This window comes from Methylobacterium komagatae, from assembly GCF_042661665.1.
Taxonomy (GTDB): domain Bacteria; phylum Pseudomonadota; class Alphaproteobacteria; order Rhizobiales; family Beijerinckiaceae; genus Methylobacterium; species Methylobacterium komagatae.
Window position 1 is genome coordinate 195,636 of the sequence record NZ_JBHSWN010000001.1, and the last position, 17,073, is coordinate 212,708.

The 17,073-nt window shown below is 66.7% G+C and carries 19 protein-coding genes; 7 read left to right on the forward strand and 12 right to left on the reverse strand.

The window, feature by feature from the left end; all coding sequences use genetic code 11:
- The first annotated feature begins 13 nt into the window (after positions 1 to 13).
- The gene (locus ACFQE0_RS00970; RefSeq protein WP_378966223.1) at positions 14 to 1,285 is read left to right on the forward strand and encodes an NAD(P)/FAD-dependent oxidoreductase; all 1,272 of its coding nucleotides are present in this window, start codon (positions 14 to 16) and stop codon (positions 1,283 to 1,285) included.
- Between the two features lie 12 nt (positions 1,286 to 1,297).
- On the opposite strand, the gene ACFQE0_RS00975 is transcribed toward ACFQE0_RS00970, so the two are convergent.
- From ACFQE0_RS00975 to ACFQE0_RS01000, 6 genes are all read right to left on the reverse strand, one after another.
- Positions 1,298 to 1,771: a hypothetical protein gene (locus tag ACFQE0_RS00975; RefSeq protein WP_378966225.1), complete on the reverse strand. Its 474-nt coding sequence runs from the start codon at positions 1,769 to 1,771 to the stop codon at positions 1,298 to 1,300.
- The gene (locus ACFQE0_RS00980) at positions 1,768 to 2,166 is read right to left on the reverse strand and encodes a hypothetical protein (RefSeq protein ID WP_378966228.1); all 399 of its coding nucleotides are present in this window, start codon (positions 2,164 to 2,166) and stop codon (positions 1,768 to 1,770) included. Before ACFQE0_RS00980 ends, ACFQE0_RS00975 begins: the two co-directional genes overlap by 4 nt.
- Before the next feature lie 50 nt (positions 2,167 to 2,216).
- Positions 2,217 to 2,636 carry an RNA polymerase-binding protein DksA gene (gene dksA, locus ACFQE0_RS00985; protein WP_378966230.1) on the reverse strand — a complete coding sequence of 140 codons (420 nt, stop codon included), beginning with the start codon at positions 2,634 to 2,636 and terminating at the stop codon, positions 2,217 to 2,219.
- A gap of 213 nt (positions 2,637 to 2,849) precedes the next feature.
- Complete coding sequence (locus ACFQE0_RS00990) at positions 2,850 to 4,223, reverse strand: MBOAT family O-acyltransferase (RefSeq protein ID WP_378966232.1); 1,374 nt, start codon at positions 4,221 to 4,223, stop codon at positions 2,850 to 2,852.
- A 101-nt stretch (positions 4,224 to 4,324) separates the two neighbouring features.
- Positions 4,325 to 4,489: a Flp family type IVb pilin gene (locus tag ACFQE0_RS00995; RefSeq protein ID WP_378966235.1), complete on the reverse strand. Its 165-nt coding sequence runs from the start codon at positions 4,487 to 4,489 to the stop codon at positions 4,325 to 4,327.
- 200 nt (positions 4,490 to 4,689) lie between these two features.
- Complete coding sequence (locus tag ACFQE0_RS01000) at positions 4,690 to 5,955, reverse strand: Hsp70 family protein (RefSeq protein ID WP_378966237.1); 1,266 nt, start codon at positions 5,953 to 5,955, stop codon at positions 4,690 to 4,692.
- A 133-nt stretch (positions 5,956 to 6,088) separates the two neighbouring features.
- Between ACFQE0_RS01000 and ACFQE0_RS01005 the strand changes: the two genes are divergently transcribed.
- Positions 6,089 to 7,582: a helicase HerA domain-containing protein gene (locus tag ACFQE0_RS01005; protein WP_378966239.1), complete on the forward strand. Its 1,494-nt coding sequence runs from the start codon at positions 6,089 to 6,091 to the stop codon at positions 7,580 to 7,582.
- 18 nt (positions 7,583 to 7,600) lie between these two features.
- Here ACFQE0_RS01005 and ACFQE0_RS01010 read toward each other — a convergent pair whose 3' ends face one another.
- Complete coding sequence (locus tag ACFQE0_RS01010) at positions 7,601 to 8,026, reverse strand: flagellar assembly protein FliX (RefSeq protein WP_378975185.1); 426 nt, start codon at positions 8,024 to 8,026, stop codon at positions 7,601 to 7,603.
- Between the two features lie 220 nt (positions 8,027 to 8,246).
- On the opposite strand from ACFQE0_RS01010, the gene ACFQE0_RS01015 reads away from it, so the two are divergent.
- The 3 genes from ACFQE0_RS01015 to ACFQE0_RS01025 are packed head-to-tail and all read left to right on the forward strand — an operon-like array spanning position 8,247 to position 10,205.
- Positions 8,247 to 9,377 (forward strand): flagellar basal body P-ring protein FlgI, encoded by a 1,131-nt coding sequence (locus ACFQE0_RS01015; protein ID WP_378966241.1) that lies wholly within the window; start codon positions 8,247 to 8,249, stop codon positions 9,375 to 9,377.
- Positions 9,378 to 9,388: 11 nt separating this feature from the next.
- Positions 9,389 to 9,745 (forward strand): rod-binding protein, encoded by a 357-nt coding sequence (locus ACFQE0_RS01020; protein ID WP_378966243.1) that lies wholly within the window; start codon positions 9,389 to 9,391, stop codon positions 9,743 to 9,745.
- The gene (locus ACFQE0_RS01025; RefSeq protein ID WP_378966245.1) at positions 9,732 to 10,205 is read left to right on the forward strand and encodes a hypothetical protein; all 474 of its coding nucleotides are present in this window, start codon (positions 9,732 to 9,734) and stop codon (positions 10,203 to 10,205) included. The genes ACFQE0_RS01020 and ACFQE0_RS01025 overlap by 14 nt, the downstream gene beginning before the upstream one ends.
- Before the next feature lie 18 nt (positions 10,206 to 10,223).
- On the opposite strand, the gene ACFQE0_RS01030 is transcribed toward ACFQE0_RS01025, so the two are convergent.
- From ACFQE0_RS01030 to ACFQE0_RS01050, 5 genes are all read right to left on the reverse strand, one after another.
- Positions 10,224 to 10,538, reverse strand: a complete 315-nt coding sequence (locus tag ACFQE0_RS01030; protein ID WP_378966247.1) for a hypothetical protein — start codon at positions 10,536 to 10,538, stop codon at positions 10,224 to 10,226.
- Complete coding sequence (locus tag ACFQE0_RS01035) at positions 10,538 to 10,798, reverse strand: hypothetical protein (RefSeq protein ID WP_378966250.1); 261 nt, start codon at positions 10,796 to 10,798, stop codon at positions 10,538 to 10,540. Before ACFQE0_RS01035 ends, ACFQE0_RS01030 begins: the two co-directional genes overlap by 1 nt.
- 157 nt (positions 10,799 to 10,955) lie before the next feature.
- A complete protein-coding gene (locus tag ACFQE0_RS01040; RefSeq protein ID WP_378966252.1) occupies positions 10,956 to 12,530 on the reverse strand; it encodes a flagellin in 1,575 nt (524 codons plus the stop codon).
- Positions 12,530 to 14,398, reverse strand: a complete 1,869-nt coding sequence (gene flgK, locus ACFQE0_RS01045; protein WP_378966254.1) for a flagellar hook-associated protein FlgK — start codon at positions 14,396 to 14,398, stop codon at positions 12,530 to 12,532. The genes ACFQE0_RS01040 and flgK overlap by 1 nt, the downstream gene beginning before the upstream one ends.
- Before the next feature lie 38 nt (positions 14,399 to 14,436).
- Positions 14,437 to 15,828 (reverse strand): flagellar hook protein FlgE, encoded by a 1,392-nt coding sequence (locus ACFQE0_RS01050; RefSeq protein ID WP_378966256.1) that lies wholly within the window; start codon positions 15,826 to 15,828, stop codon positions 14,437 to 14,439.
- Positions 15,829 to 16,124: 296 nt separating this feature from the next.
- Here ACFQE0_RS01050 and ACFQE0_RS01055 point away from each other — a divergent pair, with 296 nt between their 5' ends.
- Positions 16,125 to 16,592, forward strand: a complete 468-nt coding sequence (locus ACFQE0_RS01055) for a BLUF domain-containing protein (protein ID WP_378966259.1) — start codon at positions 16,125 to 16,127, stop codon at positions 16,590 to 16,592.
- A gap of 6 nt (positions 16,593 to 16,598) precedes the next feature.
- The gene (locus tag ACFQE0_RS01060; RefSeq protein WP_378966261.1) at positions 16,599 to 17,060 is read left to right on the forward strand and encodes a response regulator; all 462 of its coding nucleotides are present in this window, start codon (positions 16,599 to 16,601) and stop codon (positions 17,058 to 17,060) included.
- Positions 17,061 to 17,073 lie beyond the last annotated feature (13 nt).

Below are 17,073 nucleotides of genomic sequence, written 5' to 3' on the forward strand. Positions count from 1 at the left end.
CGGCGGTATTGGAATGGACAAGGGTGCGGATATCGCGGTGATCGGCGGGGGCATGGTCGGCCTCGCCTCGGCCCTTGCCTTGCGCGAGCGCGGCCTCGACGTGGTGCTCTGCGATCCGAGCGAGGCTCGGGCTCGCACGTCCTACGGCAATGCGGGCGTGGTGAGTCGCGGCTCGATCCTGCCCATGGCGAGTCCCGCCCTTTGGGGGAAGCTCCCGTCCTATCTTCGCAACGCCGACAGTGCCCTACGGCTCGATTATGCGCACCTTCCGCGCATCGTGCCGTATCTCGCGCATTTCATGGCTCAGGCTCGCGAATCGCGCTGGCGCGAAGCCGCCGCCGCGCTGATCCCGCTCACGACCGCCGCCTATGCCGCGCATGAGCGGCTTGCGGCCAAGGCCGGAACCACGGATCGCCTCGCGCGCACGGGTTGGATCAAGGCCTATCGCACCGATGCGGCTTTTGCCGGGGCGGCGCTCGAACGCGACATCCTCGAACGCCACGGCGTCGCATTCACGATCCTCGACGGCGACGACCTGCGCGAACGGGAGCCCGCCCTCGTTCGCCGTTACGCGAAGGCGATGATCTTGTCGGAAACGGGTTCGGTGCGTGAGCCGGGCCGCCTCGTGGAGGCCTGCGAGGCGCTGTTTGAGAAGCTCGGCGGACGGCGAATTCGCGGCAGCGTCGTGAACCTTTCACCGGAGGCCGACGGCTGGACCATCGCCTACGAGGGCGGGACGCTGCGCGCCAAGCAAGTGGTGATCGCCGCAGGGGTCGCCTCGGGGGCGCTGACAAAGAAGCTTGGCTACCGCTTCGCCGTGGCGGCCGAGCGTGGATACCACCGCCACTACAAGCTTCACCCGGACAGTCCGCCCCTCTCCTGCCCCGTCCTCGATACCGGCGCAGCCTCAATCATCGCCCCTATGGGACCGGACCGGGTCAGGGTGCTCTCCGGCGTGGAACTCAACGCCCGGCACGCACCGCCGAACCACGCGCAGATCGAGGCGGCGAGCCGAGAAGCATCCGAGACGCTGCGCCTCGGCGGTCCGATCGACAACGAGCCCTGGCTCGGCTCTCGCCCCGCGACGCCGGACGGAATGCCGGTGATTGGCCTGGCCCCCCGGCACAAGGGCCTGATCTTCGCCTTCGGGCACGGCCATATCGGCCTCTCCACCGGGCCGGTCACCGGAGAGATCGTCGCCGACCTCGCCACCGGCCGTAGCCCGGCGGTGCCAATTACGTCCTTCGCCCCGCAGCGGCTGCTGGGACTTCCGCGCCTGTTCTGAGCCGGATCAGCCCTATCGCCAATCGTAGGGATTGTACGGATCGAGCGCCGCCTGGATCCGCCGCATCATGTCGGGCTGTCGCTGCAGCGACGCCTCACGCGCCAGGGCGCGGAGGAAGGCGCGCGGGCCGTGTTCGAGATCTCGCGCCAGGCCATCATAGCGGTCGGAAGGCTCGACATTGGGCGGGTTCGTACCGACCAGATATTCGACGCCGCAAACCGGCGGATCGATGCCGAGCTGGTAGCAGATCCGAACATGCTTGAACGGCTCGCCCGGCCGCTGCTCGACGCGATATCCATTCAGGGTGAAGGCGCCCCGGCTCACGCGCTCCGCATGAGCGATCGTCCGCGAGACGCTGACGAAGCCTTGCGTGATATGCGCCTTCACGAGATCGACGGCCTGCCGGTCGCCCGGAACAAAGGGCTCGGCAGCGGCGGGGGATGTCGCGCCGATCAGGGCGACGAGGAGGATGGCGGCGCGTCTCACGGCTTCCTCATGCACACGGCCACGGGGGTGGCGTCCTTGGCGGGCTTCGCATTGAGATCGACGCAGGCGACGGTGGCGATCCCCTCCGTCAAACTGACCGTGGGCAGGACGGACATACCGCGGCAATAGGCGCCGATCATCTCCTCGTCCTTGCGGCATGCGACGTCGAGGCGGATCTGGCTGTTGGGAGCTGCGCCGGGCGGGCCCTGCTCTCCGGGAGGCCCACGCTCCCCCGCCGGGCCGCGAGCGCCCGTGGCACCGTTCAGCCCTGCGAGCCCTTGCGGACCGGCGGGGCCCTGGTCCCCCTTGGGGCCAGGCGGACCGGCCGGGCCGGGCTTGGATTCCCCGCAGGCTCCCAGAGCGAGGATCAGCGCGGCGGCCAGCAGGGATCGCATGAGAGGCTCCGAAGGGCGCGCGACCGCGCCCGTCGAGACGGAGAGGTCGTTCAATCGTCCCGGTAAACGCGCTCGCGACGCTCGTGGCGCTCCTGCGCTTCGAGCGACAACGTCGCAATCGGCCTCGCATCGAGACGCTTGAGGGAGATCGGTTCGCCGGTCTCCTCGCAAAAGCCGTAGGAGCCATCTTCCAGCCGCGCCAGGGCGGCGTCGATCTTGCCGGTCAATTTGCGCTGCCGGTCGCGGGCGCGCAGTTCGATCGAGCGGTCGGTCTCGGACGAGGCGCGATCCGCGATGTCGGGATGGTTCTCGTTCTCGCTCTGCAACGCAGTCAGCGTATCCTGCGCTTCGCGCAGAATCTCGCCTTTCCAATTCAGCAGCTTGCGGCGGAAATATTCGCGCTGCCGTTCATTCATGAAGGGCTCGTCGTCGGACGGGACGTAACCGTCCTCCAGAGTCACCTTCGCCATGCGTCGCCCTCTTCCGAATAGGATGGCCGGTATGCGGCGATAATGGGTGCCGTATAGTCGAGGCATTGAGCCACCACAACGCAGCGCAACCACTGCCTCTGCACTGCGTCGGCGCGTGCGGCTTGAGTGCCACGGTTACGGTAAGCGATTTGCGTCATCGGTCATCAAACGGATGATCGCATTGGCGATCTCTGCTCCGTTTCCGGCCGTCGTTCAGAATTTAAAGTAGATGAACTCGTAATTGGCGTCGTCGCCGATTTTCAGGAGAATTACGACGAGGAGAAACGCCACTCCGAGGGCGAGACCACGGCTGGGCGGCAGGCGATGGACCGCGTTCCAAGCGGTGGGCCCGAGGGTCGCGACGAGGGCGGCGATGGCGATGGACCGCCATTTGAACTCGGATACGCCGGGGGTGAGCCCGATAAGACCCTTGTAAACAGCGAGTGCCGCATCGAACGAGGTCGCGCGGAACAGAACCCAGGTCAGGGCGACGAACAGGCTGGTCATCAGCCAACCGGCCGGGGCCGGGATGCGCCAGCCCGCCCGGCGGGCCAGCAGCCCCGCGCCGAGGCCCGCCCCGTGCAATGCGCCCCAGGCCAGGAAGGTGAGCCCCGCTCCGTGCCAGAGGCCGCCGAGCGCCATGGTCGCGAAGAGGGCCCCGACCTGACGCGGCAGGCCGTGCCTATTCCCGCCGAAGGGAATGTAGAGGTAGTCGCGCAGGAACCGCGACAGGGTCATGTGCCAGCGGCGCCAGAAGTCCTGAAGCGAGATGGCACGGTAAGGCACATCGAAATTCTGCGGCAGCACGAGGCCGAACATGAGCGCGATCCCGAGCGCCATATCCGTGTAGCCGGAGAAATCGAAGTAGATCTGGAAGGTGAACCCCAGGGTCGCCTGCCACGCCTCTCCGAAGGCGATCGCCTTGCCCTGCGCGGCGGCCTGGAACACCGGGTTCACGTAGGCGGCCAGCGGATCACCGAGGAACACCTTCTTGGCGAGGCCCACCGCCAGCAGCACCAGCCCGCGCCCGAAGCGCTCGCCGGCATCGGGCCGGGCGTAGGGCCGCTCGTCGAACTGGTGCATGATCTCCGACCAGCGCACCAAAGGGCCGGCGAGGACCTGCGGAAAAAAGGCGATGTAGAGCGCGTACTTGATGAGTCCGAAGGATGGCGCCCGTCCCGCCCTCAGATCGACCAGATACATGATGTGGTGGAAGGTGAAGAACGAAATGCCGAGCGGCAGGGCGAGGCCCAGCGTCGGAGGCTCGGCGCCGGAGATCCGCCCGGCCAGATCGATGAGAAAGTCGGCGTATTTGAACAGGCCGAGAAGGGCGAGGTTGCCGGTGATCGCAGTCGGGATCAGCCAGACGATGCGGCTTCGCCCGAAGGCGCGCGCGACCAGCCAATTGATGAGGATCGACCCGGCGAGCAGCGGCACGAACCGCACGTCCCACCACCCGTAGAACACGAAGGACAGCAGGACGAGGAGTGGCAGCCGCCAATGGGGCGCGACCCACGCGACCAACCCATGCAGGGCGAGTGATGCGGGCAGGAAGGCCAGCAGGAAGACGTAGGAATTAAAAAGCATCCGGCCGCGCGGCCGAGCCGCCTGTCTCCCCCAACGCGGCGTGCCTTTTCTGGAATCGGCGGCGCCGCGTCAACTCACGGCGGCGCCGGTCCAAATCCGCCTTAGTTGAGCTGAGCCGAGATCGAGGAGAATTTGTCGTTCAGGCTTGTGCCGATAACCTTCAGGGTGCCGATGATGACGACCGCAATGAGTGCCGCGATCATGCCATACTCGATGGCCGTCGCCCCGGATTCATCTTTCGTAAAACGAGAGAAGGTTTTTAGCATCGCCCACAACCCCACTGTTGTTGGCACAACTTACTCACGAGGAATTGAGCAAGTGCTAATCGCGACGAGCGAAGCGTGTACTCGCGCCGTTATCTCTCAAGTCCGCGAGTCTGATTCCCGTCTTCGACACCTTATTGATGCGCAGATTCAACTCATCCTCCGATTTGCATCGTCTGCAATTGAATTGCGCCATTGGATATTTAGGCATCGGCCCGGACACGACCTTCGAAGACTTCTGCCGCGACGGTGAGGCCGAGGCCGACTGATCCGAAAGTGTCGCCTGCGACGATGCGCGCCTCGGGCAGGCATTCGGCGAGGGCGGCGCGCAGATGCGGGAGTCCAGTCGAGCCACCGGTGAGGAACAGCGCGTCGATGCGTTCCGCCGGGAGCCCGGCCTGTATCAGGCACTTGCCGATTCGCGCGGCGACCGCGCGGGACAGGCCATCGGTCTTCACAGCGAGGCCCGTCCGGTCGAGGGACGCCGCGAGGCCCCGCTCGATGGGGCCGAGATCGATCGAGGCCGCACCGGTCTCTGAAGCGGCGATCTTGGCCGCCTCCACCGTGCCTGCCAGCGCATGGCCGCGCTCCTCCTCCACCGCCGTCCGCAGGCGCCCGACGAGATCCGGGCGGGCGCAATCGCGCAGCACGTCGTCGATCTCGCGCAGGGTCCGGCCGTCGTAGAGCCGGTTGATCGCCGACCATGTAGCGAGGTCGTGGTAATAAGCGCCCGGTACGGCGAGGTCACCTCGCTTCATCGCGCTGCCGAAGCCGAGAAGCGGCATCACCGTCGCGAGGCTGAGTTGCCGGTCGAAATCCGTTCCGCCGATCCGCACACCGTCATTGGCCAGGATGTCCGCCGCCCGGTCGGCCTGCCGCCGCCGCTCCGGCGAGAGCCGCACGATGGAGAAATCCGACGTACCGCCGCCGATATCGGCGATGAGGGCGATCTCCTCACGCGTCACCTGTCGCTCGTAATCGAGGGCGGCGGCGATGGGCTCGTATTGGAACACCACGTCGCGAAAGCCGACCTCGCGGGCGATCTCGCGGAGTGTATCCTCGGCCCGGCGGTCGCCCTCCGGGTCGCCATCGACGAAGTGCACGGGACGGCCATGCACCACCGCGTCGAAGCTCTTGCCCGAGGCTTCCTCGGCCCGCGCCTTCACGATGGCGATGTAGCGCGCGATGATGTCGCGCAGCCGCAGCCGCTCACGGCCGACCGGCGTCGCCTCCTCGATCAGCGGTGTGCCGAGCACGGATTTGAGTCCGCGCATCAGGCGCCCCGGCTTGCCCGCGACATAGGCGGCCGTCGCCGCCCGGCCGACCAGCGGTTCCTGCCGGGGCTCGAAGAAGATGGCGCTCGGCACCGTGAGGTGCGTGCCCTCCAGAGGAAGCAGCACCGGGCCGCCGGGTGAGAGGTGGCCGAGCGTCGTGTTCGACGTGCCGAAGTCGAGGCCGCAGGCCGCCATCGGGATAATCCGGTCGATTGGGGAGTTGGGGCGTGGCGATTACCCGGCCAAGCGCCCCCAAGTCCAGGCGCGAAGTGGTGGACAGGCGCATGCCGGACCCGCCTTCCGGGCAAGAGCCGTGATAGAGGACCCCATGCGCTGCGACATCGATCTCGGACTGACGGGCGACCGCCCGGCTCTCCTCGACCTGACCGAACTGCTCGCCACGCGGCTCCTCGTCCAGGGCAATTCGGGCTCGGGCAAGTCGCACTTGCTGCGTCGCCTGCTGGAGCAGAGTGCCGGGCTGGTGCAGCAGGCCATCATCGATCCCGAGGGCGATTTCGCGAGCCTCGCGGAGCGGTACGGCCACGTCGTAGTGGAAGCCGATGGCGACGACGCCGCGCTTCAGCGCGTGGCAGCTCGCGTGCGCGTCCACCGCGTGTCGGTGGTGCTGACCCTCGACAATCTCGATGCCGACGGCCAGATGCGCGCCGCCGCGGCCTTCCTCGGCGGGCTGTTCGATGCCGAGCGGGAGCATTGGTATCCGATGCTCGTGGCCGTCGATGAGGCGCAGCTTTTCGCGCCGGCGGCGGCGGGCGAGGTTTCGGACGAGGCTCGCCGCCTGTCGCTCGGGGCCATGACGAATCTCATGTGCCGGGGCCGAAAGCGTGGGCTCGCGGGCGTCATCGCCACGCAGCGTCTCGCCAAGCTCGCCAAGAACGTCGCGGCGGAAGCCTCGAACTTCCTGATGGGCCGCACCTTCCTCGACATCGACATGGCCCGCGCCGCCGACCTGCTCGGCATGGAGCGACGACAGGCCGAGACCTTTCGTGATCTGCCGCGCGGCCAATTCGTCGGTCTCGGGCCCGCCATCGCCCGCCGCTCTCTCGTCATCGCCGTGGGACCTACCGAAACGGTCAGCCGCGCCGCCGCGCCGGGCCTTCTTCCCTTGCCGAGCGACATCGAAGATCCCCGCTCGCTGATCCTTACGCCGGAGCCCCGCGACGAAACCCTGCCCCCCGTGCGTCGCCAGCCCCGCGCCGCCCCGGTTCAGGACGTTCTCACGCAACTGGCCACTTACCGTCCCCCGGTCCCCAGCGAGGAGCCGGAGGAGGAGGCCATGGACCCGGCCGAGCGCGACGCCATCATCGCGGACGTGCTCCACTCGGTCATCACCGATGCCGATGCGGGCACCTGCACGCCTGCGACGCTCTATCAGGACTTCACCGTTCGCTGCCGCATCCGCCGCGTCCGGGGTGAGGCGCTGTCGCTGCCCGAATTCAAGCGCCGCATTGCCGTCGCGCGGGCCGAGGCGGGCGGCGAAGTGAGCGACGGATCGGGTTGGGAAAAGGCGCAGGGCATCGCGGCGGGCCTGCCGGACGATCTGGCGGGCCTGTTCCTCGTGGTCGCCCGCGCGGCGATCGAAGGCGCCCCCTGCCCCACCGATTCCGCCCTCGCCGAAGCCTACGGCACGAGTTCGGGCGGCCGTGCGCGAAGGATGCTGGCCTTTCTCGAAGAGCGCGGCGCCATCGTCACCCGCCGCGACTTGCGCGGCGCGCCGATCATCGCCGTGCCGGACCTCGGGGTCGAAACCGCCCCCGGCGCGCCGCAACCGGCAGCGAATGGGCTGCGGCGGCGGATGGGCTAAGGGACGCTTAGCAGAGCGCTACACGCTCCGCCGCGTCTCCAGCTTGGCGAGTTCCACCGCGGCGCGCAATTCGATCTCGGCCATCAACCCGTCGAGGCGAGGATCGCCGGAGGGTCCGGCACGCTCGGCAAGGCGAGACGCCACGGCGCGCAGTTCTCCCGGGCTAACACGTCCGCCGAGGATCGAAGCCTTGAGCCGGTCGAGACCGTCCAGAAGGTCGTGCCCCCGGCGGGCCGCGCGGCGGCGGCGCTCCTGCGGGGAATCAGCCTGCGTCTGAAGCAGGAGGACCGCGTCGAGCCCGGCCAGCGTCGTCGCGGCGGCGGGGGCGGCGGTTTGGGGCGGTGCGTCCGGGGTCTGACCGAGGCTGAAGCCGCGAACCTCGTCGCGCCGCCCGGCCGGGACGCTGGCTGTCGTCCGGATCGGCTGGCGGTTATCGACGCGCATCATCTCATCGGAGCCGGGAGGGGATAAGACCACCCTCGGCCTGGTACGGTTAAGCGGGGGTAAACAGCCCGGCAGAAGCTGCCGGGTCGGCAGGAATGGCACCGGCCGCTCGAAGCCGGCCAATTTCCGAAACCCTTTGGCAACAATGACTTGAAGGATTGGCCCGCCTGGCACGGGGCTGGCGTGGACTGGTCAGGCCCCGCCAGCGTTCGAATCCGGTATGCACCCCCGTCTCCCGACGCCCCGCCTGCTCCCGTTCCTCGCCGCCGCGCTCGTCGCGCTGCTGGCGCTTGCCGCGCCGGCTTTCGCCATGTCGCGGGTGAAGGATCTCGCGTCCATCGAGGGCGTGCGCCAGAACCAGCTCGTCGGCTACGGCATCGTGGTCGGCTTAAACGGCACGGGCGACACGCTCAACAACATCCCGTTCACCAAGCAGTCCTTGCAAGCGATGCTCGAACGGCTCGGCGTGAACACCCGCGGCGCCACGATGCGCACGCAGAACCTCGCGGCGGTGATGGTGACGGCGAACCTGCCGCCCTTCGCCGCCCAGGGCACGCGGATCGACGTAACGGTCTCCTCGCTGGGCGATGCGAAGTCCCTCCAGGGCGGCACGCTGCTGGTGACGCCACTTCTCGGCGCCGATGGCGAGGTCTACGCTCTGGCGCAGGGCTCCATCGCCATTGCGGGCTTCTCCGCCGAGGGCGACGCGGCCAAGATCACGCGCGGCGTGCCGACCAATGGGCGCATCTCCAACGGCGCGAATATCGAACGCGAGATCGCGTTCAAGCTGAACGACGCGCGATCCCTGCGCCTGTCCCTGCGGAACCCGGATTTCACCACCTCGAAGCGGATTGCCTCCGCGATCAACGACTTCATGGGCGCCGATACGGCCGAGCCCACCGACCCGGCGACGGTCACGATCCAGATCCCCGCCCGCTACCACGGGAACATGATGCGGCTGATCACGGAGGTCGAGCAGTTGAAGGTCGAGCCCGACCAGGCTGCCCGCGTCGTGGTGGACGAGCGTTCCGGCATCATCGTCATGGGGCGCGACGTGCGGGTCTCCACCGTGGCCATCGCCCAGGGCAACCTGACGGTGACGATCACCGAACAGCCGCAGGTGAGCCAGCCCGCGCCGCTCTCGAACGGCCAGACGGTGGTGGTGCCGCGCACAGGCCTCAAGGTCGATACCGGCGACGGCAACAAGCTCGCCCTGGTGAAGGAGGGCGTGAGCCTGCGCGATCTCGTGGACGGGCTGAACGCCCTCGGGGTCGGGCCGCGCGACCTCATCTCCATCCTTCAGGCGATCAAGTCGGCCGGGGCGCTTCAAGCCGACATCGAACTCATGTGAGGGGACCAGCCATGCTTCAGTTAGCCAGCATCGCGGCGAGCGCCGCCATCGGGGTCGGCAAGGCGATCGCCGGAAGCGTCGCGGAGAATGCCTCGACCTCCGATCTCGGCGCCGCCAAGACCGCCAAGATCAAGAAGACCGCCACCGACTTCGAAAAGATGTTCCTCGAGAACAGCCTCGATCGGATGACCCAGTCCGAGGGGACGGACGGGCCCCTCGGCGAGAACGGCACGGGCGGCGGCGTCTACCGCTCCATGCTCACGAAGGAATACGCCAACTCGATCGTCCAATCAGGTGGCGTCGGCATCGCCGATTCCGTGTTCCGCGAGATGATGAAGATGCAGGGGGCGACGAATGTCGGAGGCTAAACCCCTACGTCTGACCGACCGGGCCGGCGCCGAGGCGCTGGTTGCGGGCATCCTCGCCAACATGAACGCCCTCAAGGCAGTGCTGGACGAAGAGGCCGAGCATATCCGCGCCGGACGGCTGAAGGCGGGTGTGGTCGCCGCCGAGCCGAAGACGGAACTCGCCGCCGCCTATATGCAAGGATTGGAAGCGGCGAAGGCCAACGCCGTCGCCATGGCCCGGCTCTATCCGCAGGGCGTCGAGAGCCTGCGCGATGCGCATCGCAGCTTCACCAGAGCCGTCGAGGCGAATCAAGCGGTGCTCGCCACGGCGCGGACGGTCTGCGAAGGATTGATCCGATCCCTGGCCGACGACCTCGCTAAGGCCCGGACACCCGCGAGCTACGGAGCCGCCCGCTCGGCCCCCTCCCCGTACGGACGTGGCAACCGCAGCGGCCCACTGGTCGTTTCGCGCTCGCTATAAGGACGGCTTGGGCGCGCTTCAGCGGCGCCCGTTGCCGATGCGGACATAGGTGCGGACCTCACCGAGATCGGTGTCCGCCCGGTTGTCGATGGCGATCCGTCCCGCCACCATCGGTGCCGTCGCCGGTCCGTCCCGGTTCACGCGCGCATCGATTCCCGCCGCGACCCGACCCGAGAGGCGGGTGCAGCTCTGCGCGCCCGGCATCCGCACGAAGCCCGGCTTGCCGGGGCAAGCCTCCATGGTCGGGGCGATCTTGGCCAGATCGAGATCGAGCGCCGATGCCCCGAAGGTGGCGTTGATCAAAATGGCCAGGCTGAAAAGCGAACGTCGCATCAGGCGGCGAGCCGGGTCAGGTCGCGGTGCAGACCGTCGATGTAACTTTCGACTTCGGTGATGAAGCCATCGAGGCTCGGCTCCCGGCGGCGCAGGCGCGCGAGGTCGCGCAGCAGCGCGTCGAGCGCCACGCTGCGCTCGGCGGCATGGCCGAAGCCGCCGACATGCGTATCCACGACCTGCTCGGCCAGCACGATCGCCCCGATCCGATTGGCGGATCCGAGGCGGCGGATTTCTTCCACGGGCTCGCGAGACATCATCCGATTCCCCATCGGAGGCGCCGTACAGGGCGCCCTACCGAACGCAATACCGTTTCGGCAGGGGCCTGCAGGGACCTGAACGTCCAAGGGATTAGAAAGACAGCCTGAAAGCGGCAACAGTATGAAGCCGCATGGTCACCCGAAATGGGCGAAGGCATTACGAAAGGTAATTGACCAGGGATAACTTCGAGAGGGACGAGGTGATCTGGTAGCTTGCCTGGAGCCGCGTCTGCAGATCGAGGAGCTTCGTCGCGACCTCTTCGGTGGAGGCCTGCTCGATACCGTCCACCGTATCCTGCAAAGTGCTTTGCTGCGCGGCATTGGCGGTCTGGGCGCTCGACATGCGCGCGGATGCAAGGCTGAAATCGGTAACGATGCTCTGAACGCTGTTGCCGGTGTTGTAGGCGGCGATCATCGGCGTCGCCGCCGCAGCGACGGCCTGATAGGCCTGCGCAGAATTGGCGCTGCCCGCTGCCGGCATGCCGAAGGCGACAGTGGCGAGCCCCGACAGAACGCTCTGGATCGACGCCTCGTTGGCCCGCGCGCCGAGTTGCACGGTGGCGCTCGAACCGACCTGATAGGTCTGGCTCGCCCGCGCGGTCGAATCCAGGCCGCTCTCGCCCTGATACCAGACGACGGACTGCTTCTGCTGGGTGCCGGCCGCTGCTTTCGCAATCAGGTAGGTCGGCCCACCCGTCGTGGCGTCGGTATAGACACGCTTCGGCGTCGTGTTCGCATCGGTCGAGGCGGCGAAGAAATCCGTCGTCGCGCGGGCGGTGGCGTTGGCCGACAGGGTCGTGGAAGCCGCGTTCGTGATCGCGGCGGAGAGCGTGTCGTTAAGGCTCTTTGCGGTGACGCTGAGCGACGAGCCGATGGTGAAGGTCGTCGACGTTGTGGGGGAATTCGCCGCCACGGCCGTCAGGGTGATCGAGGTAGTCGAGTTGTCGGGCAGCGTCAGCGTCACCGTCACGGTGTCGCCTGGGACGGGCTGGCTGTTAACCGAGAGCGTCGCTTGCGCTGACGGGTTCGGGCTTACGCCAATCGCCGTTCCCGTCGCTTTCACATCCGTCAATTGGAAGCCGAAGGCGCCGCCGTTTGCCGCGGTTACGCGGGCGCTGGGCCCCTCCGCGAGGGAGATCGTGGTCGCGTTGGGCACATAGGTCTGCGTGATCCGCCCATCGCCGTTCGGGCCGACATCGGCGGTGACCTGTTGCTGGACGATGGTCTGGAGGCCGTCGAGCGTGTTGGTGCCGTTCGACGTGCCGTACAGGATCGCGCCCGCATCGGCGACCGGCTGGGTCGAGCCCTTCTTGCCGCCGAACAGGTAGACGCTGCCATCTGACTGGTTGAGGGCGTCGAGCGCAGCGTTGAGGTTGTTGAGAGCCGTCGATTTCGCGGCCTGCGTATCCAATGACGTGCTCTGCAAGCCATTCTGCAACGTGGAATTCGTTGCCGAGGCGACACTCACCACCTGAGACAGGCTGGTCGTGCCGAGCTTTGCGCGGGTCTGAGCGGTGTCGATCACCGAAGAGTAGCCGCTCAGCGCGCTGATCGAGGCCTGGGCCGACAGGGCGGTAGTGCGCGCGCCGCCGAGACCGCCATAGGTCTGGGAGGTGAGACCGGAGCTGAGCTGGTTCGTGAGGTCGCTGAGTTGCGACTTCAGCGCCAGAAGCTGAGAGGTGTTGCGGCTGACAGTATAGCTGCCGGCTGCGAAGGGCGGGATGGTGGTCATCAGATCTGCAGCAGCTGATTGAGCATGTCGCGCGCGGCGGTGAGCACGCGGGCATTCGCGCCATAGGCGGTCTGAAGGGCGATGAGATTAGCCATCTCGGAGTCGATGTTCACCCCGGCGCTCTGCGAGAAGCGGCTTTGCGCGGTGGAGAGGGACACCTGCTGGGTGTTGTCGAGGGTCGCCGCCGCGCTGGCGGCGCTCCCCTGAGCCGAGATGATGTCCTGCGTGAACTGGGCGACGGAAGCGGTGTAGGGCGCCGTGATGCCACCGATTCCGCTCGCCGAGGAAAAGGTCTGCTGCGTCGAGGTCAGAGACGTGAACAGCGACTGCGCCCGCCCACCCGAGGCCGTCAGGTCGTTGGCACCGGAGGCGGTGAGGTACGACGAATTGTTGGCGAGGTTGCCGTTCACCGCGATGCGCTGGGCGAAGCCGGTGATCTGCGCCGAGGTGTCGACGCTGCCGGTGTAGAGCTTGCTCGTCCCGTCCGTGAATAGAGGCATCTGCGGGTAGCCGTTGGCGAAGTCGTTCGCCGAGTTCGGCTGCGTGATGCTGGCGCCCGCACCGCCCACGGTGGTGCCTGTGTTGCTTGCCAAAGTCACGACGCTGCCCGTGGCGGTGGCCGTGATGTTCGGGACGTTCTTGTAGCCCGCCGCCGTCGCCTGCGTGCGCATGGCGCTGAGGGCGTCCTTGATCGCGTTCTCCGTGTCGCCGGGCACGCGTGTGACGTCGAAGGTCTGCGCGAAGCTCGTCGAATCGCTCGTCACAGACGGGTCGACGGGCTTGGAGGCCCCGGTTCCCGCGACGAGGACGACGTTGCGAACGCTGCCATCGCTGAAGGTGACGGGAATGGTGAGCGTGTTGCCCGGCTTCATCCCCCCGATATCGATTTGGGCCGGGTTCGTCGTGGAGGTGACGGTCTTGTTGGTCAGCGCGGTCGCCATGCCCGCCGCGAGATCGTCCAGTTGACGCTGGGCCTGCGGAAGGGTCGTGTCGCGCAATTCGAATTGCGCGGCGAGGCTGCCGGAGCGCATCACGCCCGGGGCGCCGAGATCGATCTTCGCGCCGCCCGGGGTCGTGGCAGTGATGGTGCCGACCGTGCGCTGCGAGGAATCCGGCGAATAGCGCGACGACGCATTGAGGGTCCCGTGCCCGTCGAAGCTCAGGGTCGCCGCATTGCCCCGATCAACCAGGGTGACGCCCGAGCCGGTCAGCACCGTGACCGTACCATCACGCTGATCCACGGTGGACAGGTCCATGTAGCTCGACAGGCTGTTGATAGCCTGATCGCGCTGGTCCTGAAGGTCGGCCTTCGACGAATCGTCGGTCGTATTCTGGATCTTGGCGTTGAGCGTGGCGATGTTCGACAGGAGCGAACTGGCGGTTGCCGTATCGGTGGCGAGTTGCCCCTCAATGCCGTTGCGTAGGCTCTGCACGTTGGAGGCGGCAGCATTGATCTGCGATGCCAGCGCCGAAGCGTTGCTCAGAACGGTGCTTCGCGCCGCGGCCGAGGTCGGGTTTGCCGTCAGTTCCTGAAGCGACCGTGTGAAGGTGTTGAACGTGCCGTCGAGTGCCGTTGCCGAGCCCGGCGTGCCGTAAAGCTTGTCGAGTTGGCTGGTGATGTCCGCACGCGTCGCCGTATAGGCGGCCCCGGCGGTCTCCGAGCGAAGCTGCTTCAGGGCCGCCGCGTCGAAGCTGCGCGTCACCGCGCCGACCGTGACGCCCGAATTGCCTTCCGTCGAGACGGTGCTGATCGTGCGGCGCACGTAGCCGGCCGTGCCGGAATTGGCGACGTTCTGCGAGACGACGTTGATCGCCGCCTGGGTGGCCTTCAGCCCCGCTGTGGCGTTCCAGATCGCGTTCATGCTCACTGGCGTAGCCCTTTCCTAGGTGTCGGGGCGGATCCGGCTCAGCGGATCACGTTCAGGAGGTCGCTCATCATGGTCTGGGCGGTCGACATGACCCGCGTGTTCGCAGAGTACGCCTGCTGGGTTACGATCATCTTCGAAAATTCCGACGCAATGTCGGTATTCGATTGCTCCGTGCTCTCGCCGACGATGGTACTGCCCGCGAGGCCCGCGAGCGGCGACCCGGAATCGACCGTCTGGAAGTAGTGCCCGTTGGTGTCGGGCTTGAGCCCGTCCGGGTTGGTGAACCGGGCGAAGCCGACGGTCGCAAGCGGCACCACCGAGCCGTTGGAGAAGGTGCCGTTAATCTTGCCGTCGCCACTGACCGCGACGCTGGAGAGGGTGCCGGAGGTATAGCCGTCCTGGGTCAGTGTGTTGGTCGTCGCGCCGCCCGACGAGTCGGCATATTGCGTCAGCCCGGTCTGGCCAAAATTCAGCGCCACCGAACCGAGGTTGGTGCCGCTCACCGTCAGGTTCGGAATGGTGATGCCGCCGGAGGTCGGGTTCGTGAGCTGGCCCGCCGTATCGAAGGTGAAGGACTGGCCGACATTCGTCCACGCGCTCTTCGCGGCCGAGGCGGTCGTGTCGGACTGGTAGAACAGGTTCCAGACTGAGTTCGTCACGGGCGGCGTGGCCGCCGTGTTCACGTCCTGCACCTTGGCCCAGCGGGTCGTTACGGTGACCGGGGCGCCGGTCGCGGTGTAGGCGGTCACAGCAGGCCCGGCGATGCTGGAATTCACGAAGTTGGCCGCGTCGCCGCTCGCGATCTGCGGCGAGGCCGTGCTCGCGCCCGTCAGCAGGATCGAGTTGGGGTCCGCCGGAGCGTAGAGGTCCGAGCCGGAGGTGGTGGATTTCCCGGTGATCGGCGTCGCGGGCAGGTTCGCGGCATAGTTGATCGTCGAGGTCGGCTTGGCCGGAAGGGTCGAGTTGGCGATCTTGATCAGGCCGGTGCTCACGGTCTGGCCGGTGGCCGGGTCGATGTTCTGGCCGGTCAGATAATCGCCCGCGCCATTGACGAGGTAGCCGTCCTTGTCGGGGCTGAAGTCGCCGCGCCGCGTGTAGACGGGCTGGGTATTGAAGGTCGCCTGACCGCCCGCGTCGCCGGACTTCTGAAGCACCGTGAAGAAGCCCTGGCCGTTGATGGCCATGTTCGTGGCTACCTGCGAGGCGACCACGTTGCCCTGGATGGTGTTGGTGAGCCGCGCCTGCGCCAGGACCGTGCCGGCGACCTCGCGCTTGGCCGTCTGCTCGGCCATGAGGTCGATGAAGCTGGTGTCGATTCGCTTGTAGCCGGTGGTCTGGGAATTCGCGATGTTCCCGGAAATGTTGCTGATCGCGTAGGACTGCGCCTGGAGGCCCGAGACCGACGTCTGCAACGCAGAAAAGATGTCCATGACCTGAGGTCCCCGGCGCGATGGCCAACGCAACGGCTTGTTGCAGCAACCCCCATGCCAAAGCTAAATTACTGCAAATAAACAGATTTTATGGAATCACGGATCAGAACCCGGCATCTTGCGCCGGGTCGTTGGGGCCGAGTCGGCAAAAATTGCTCGGTCCCCGCTCACGCTATGCCCAAGCAAAGTCTGATTGTCGGCGCCTGTTTACGGCACGTTATTTTGCCTGCGCGATCATCCCCCCAAGCCGGTCGTGTTTCGATTCGCGATCGGCCGAGGAATCTAGGCAACGGGACATGCGGGCCAAGCGGACGAGCCTCGTCCACATCATCTACTTCTCACGACTGACACTGTCGTCGGATCCGGCCAAGCGGTCGGCTCAGGTCGATGACATTACCCGTGTGGCCCAGAAGAAGAACGAGTTCGCGGTGATCACAAGCCTGCTCATGATCGAGGGCAATTTCGCCGCCCAGGTGATCGAGGGGGAGCGCACCTCGGTCCATGAGACTTTTGACCGGATCGCCGCCGATCCGCGCCACCGCGAGGTGCAGATCTGCGAATGGCGCGAGATCGCCAAGCGCGAGTTCGTGAACTCCTTCAAGTGCGCTCAGCGCGGGGGGTCGAATGATACCCTCTTCGCAAAAGCGAACCTGCTTCCCATGTTTCAGCGCGGCACGCCGAAAACCTCCGCCATCCTGAGCCTGGCCATGGCCATCCAGGCCGACGCGATGTCCCGTCAGGGCATCGACCATCTCTTCGTCTGAGGTTCCATGAGCGAGGCCCCCGACCATCCGCCGATCCTCGTCGTCGACGACCAGGAGAAGCTGCTGCGGCTCGTGGTGATGCTGCTGTCCCGCATCGGATTCCCCGATGTCGATGGCGTGACGAGTGGCACCGAGGCGATGGAGAAGCTACGCCAGCGGCGCTACGCCCTGGTCATCTCCGATCTCGACATGGAGCCGATGGACGGCCTCACGCTGCTCCGCGAGATCCGTGGCGACGACACGCTGATGAACACGCCCTTCATCCTGACCGAGGCGTCCTTCGAGTTCGAGGACATCAACCTCGCGCACCAGGCCGGGGCGGACGCGTTCATCCTGAAGCCGTTCGACATCGCCGTGCTGAAGACGAAGCTGAAGAACGTCATCAACCGGAAGCCGCGCAAGCGCGAGGCGCCCATCGCGGCGCAATCGACCCTCTCCCAGGACTTCCCGATGCTGGGTAAGTACTGACGAAGTGTCGAAA

Coding starts and splice junctions, on each gene's coding strand:
- ACFQE0_RS01030 (WP_378966247.1), bottom strand. CDS start 10,538: ATGCGACGTTCGCTTTTCAGCCTGGCCATTTTGATCAACGCCACCTTC.
- ACFQE0_RS00980 (WP_378966228.1), bottom strand. CDS start 2,166: ATGCGATCCCTGCTGGCCGCCGCGCTGATCCTCGCTCTGGGAGCCTGC.
- ACFQE0_RS01010 (WP_378975185.1), bottom strand. CDS start 8,026: ATGCGCGTCGATAACCGCCAGCCGATCCGGACGACAGCCAGCGTCCCG.
- ACFQE0_RS01020 (WP_378966243.1), top strand. CDS start 9,389: ATGCTTCAGTTAGCCAGCATCGCGGCGAGCGCCGCCATCGGGGTCGGC.
- ACFQE0_RS01015 (WP_378966241.1), top strand. CDS start 8,247: ATGCACCCCCGTCTCCCGACGCCCCGCCTGCTCCCGTTCCTCGCCGCC.
- ACFQE0_RS01005 (WP_378966239.1), top strand. CDS start 6,089: ATGCGCTGCGACATCGATCTCGGACTGACGGGCGACCGCCCGGCTCTC.
- ACFQE0_RS01060 (WP_378966261.1), top strand. CDS start 16,599: ATGAGCGAGGCCCCCGACCATCCGCCGATCCTCGTCGTCGACGACCAG.
- ACFQE0_RS00995 (WP_378966235.1), bottom strand. CDS start 4,489: ATGCTAAAAACCTTCTCTCGTTTTACGAAAGATGAATCCGGGGCGACG.
- ACFQE0_RS00970 (WP_378966223.1), top strand. CDS start 14: ATGGACAAGGGTGCGGATATCGCGGTGATCGGCGGGGGCATGGTCGGC.
- ACFQE0_RS01000 (WP_378966237.1), bottom strand. CDS start 5,955: ATGGCGGCCTGCGGCCTCGACTTCGGCACGTCGAACACGACGCTCGGC.
- ACFQE0_RS01040 (WP_378966252.1), bottom strand. CDS start 12,530: ATGACCACCATCCCGCCCTTCGCAGCCGGCAGCTATACTGTCAGCCGC.
- ACFQE0_RS01050 (WP_378966256.1), bottom strand. CDS start 15,828: ATGGACATCTTTTCTGCGTTGCAGACGTCGGTCTCGGGCCTCCAGGCG.
- ACFQE0_RS01035 (WP_378966250.1), bottom strand. CDS start 10,798: ATGATGTCTCGCGAGCCCGTGGAAGAAATCCGCCGCCTCGGATCCGCC.
- ACFQE0_RS01055 (WP_378966259.1), top strand. CDS start 16,125: ATGCGGGCCAAGCGGACGAGCCTCGTCCACATCATCTACTTCTCACGA.
- dksA (WP_378966230.1), bottom strand. CDS start 2,636: ATGGCGAAGGTGACTCTGGAGGACGGTTACGTCCCGTCCGACGACGAG.
- ACFQE0_RS00990 (WP_378966232.1), bottom strand. CDS start 4,223: ATGCTTTTTAATTCCTACGTCTTCCTGCTGGCCTTCCTGCCCGCATCA.
- ACFQE0_RS01025 (WP_378966245.1), top strand. CDS start 9,732: ATGTCGGAGGCTAAACCCCTACGTCTGACCGACCGGGCCGGCGCCGAG.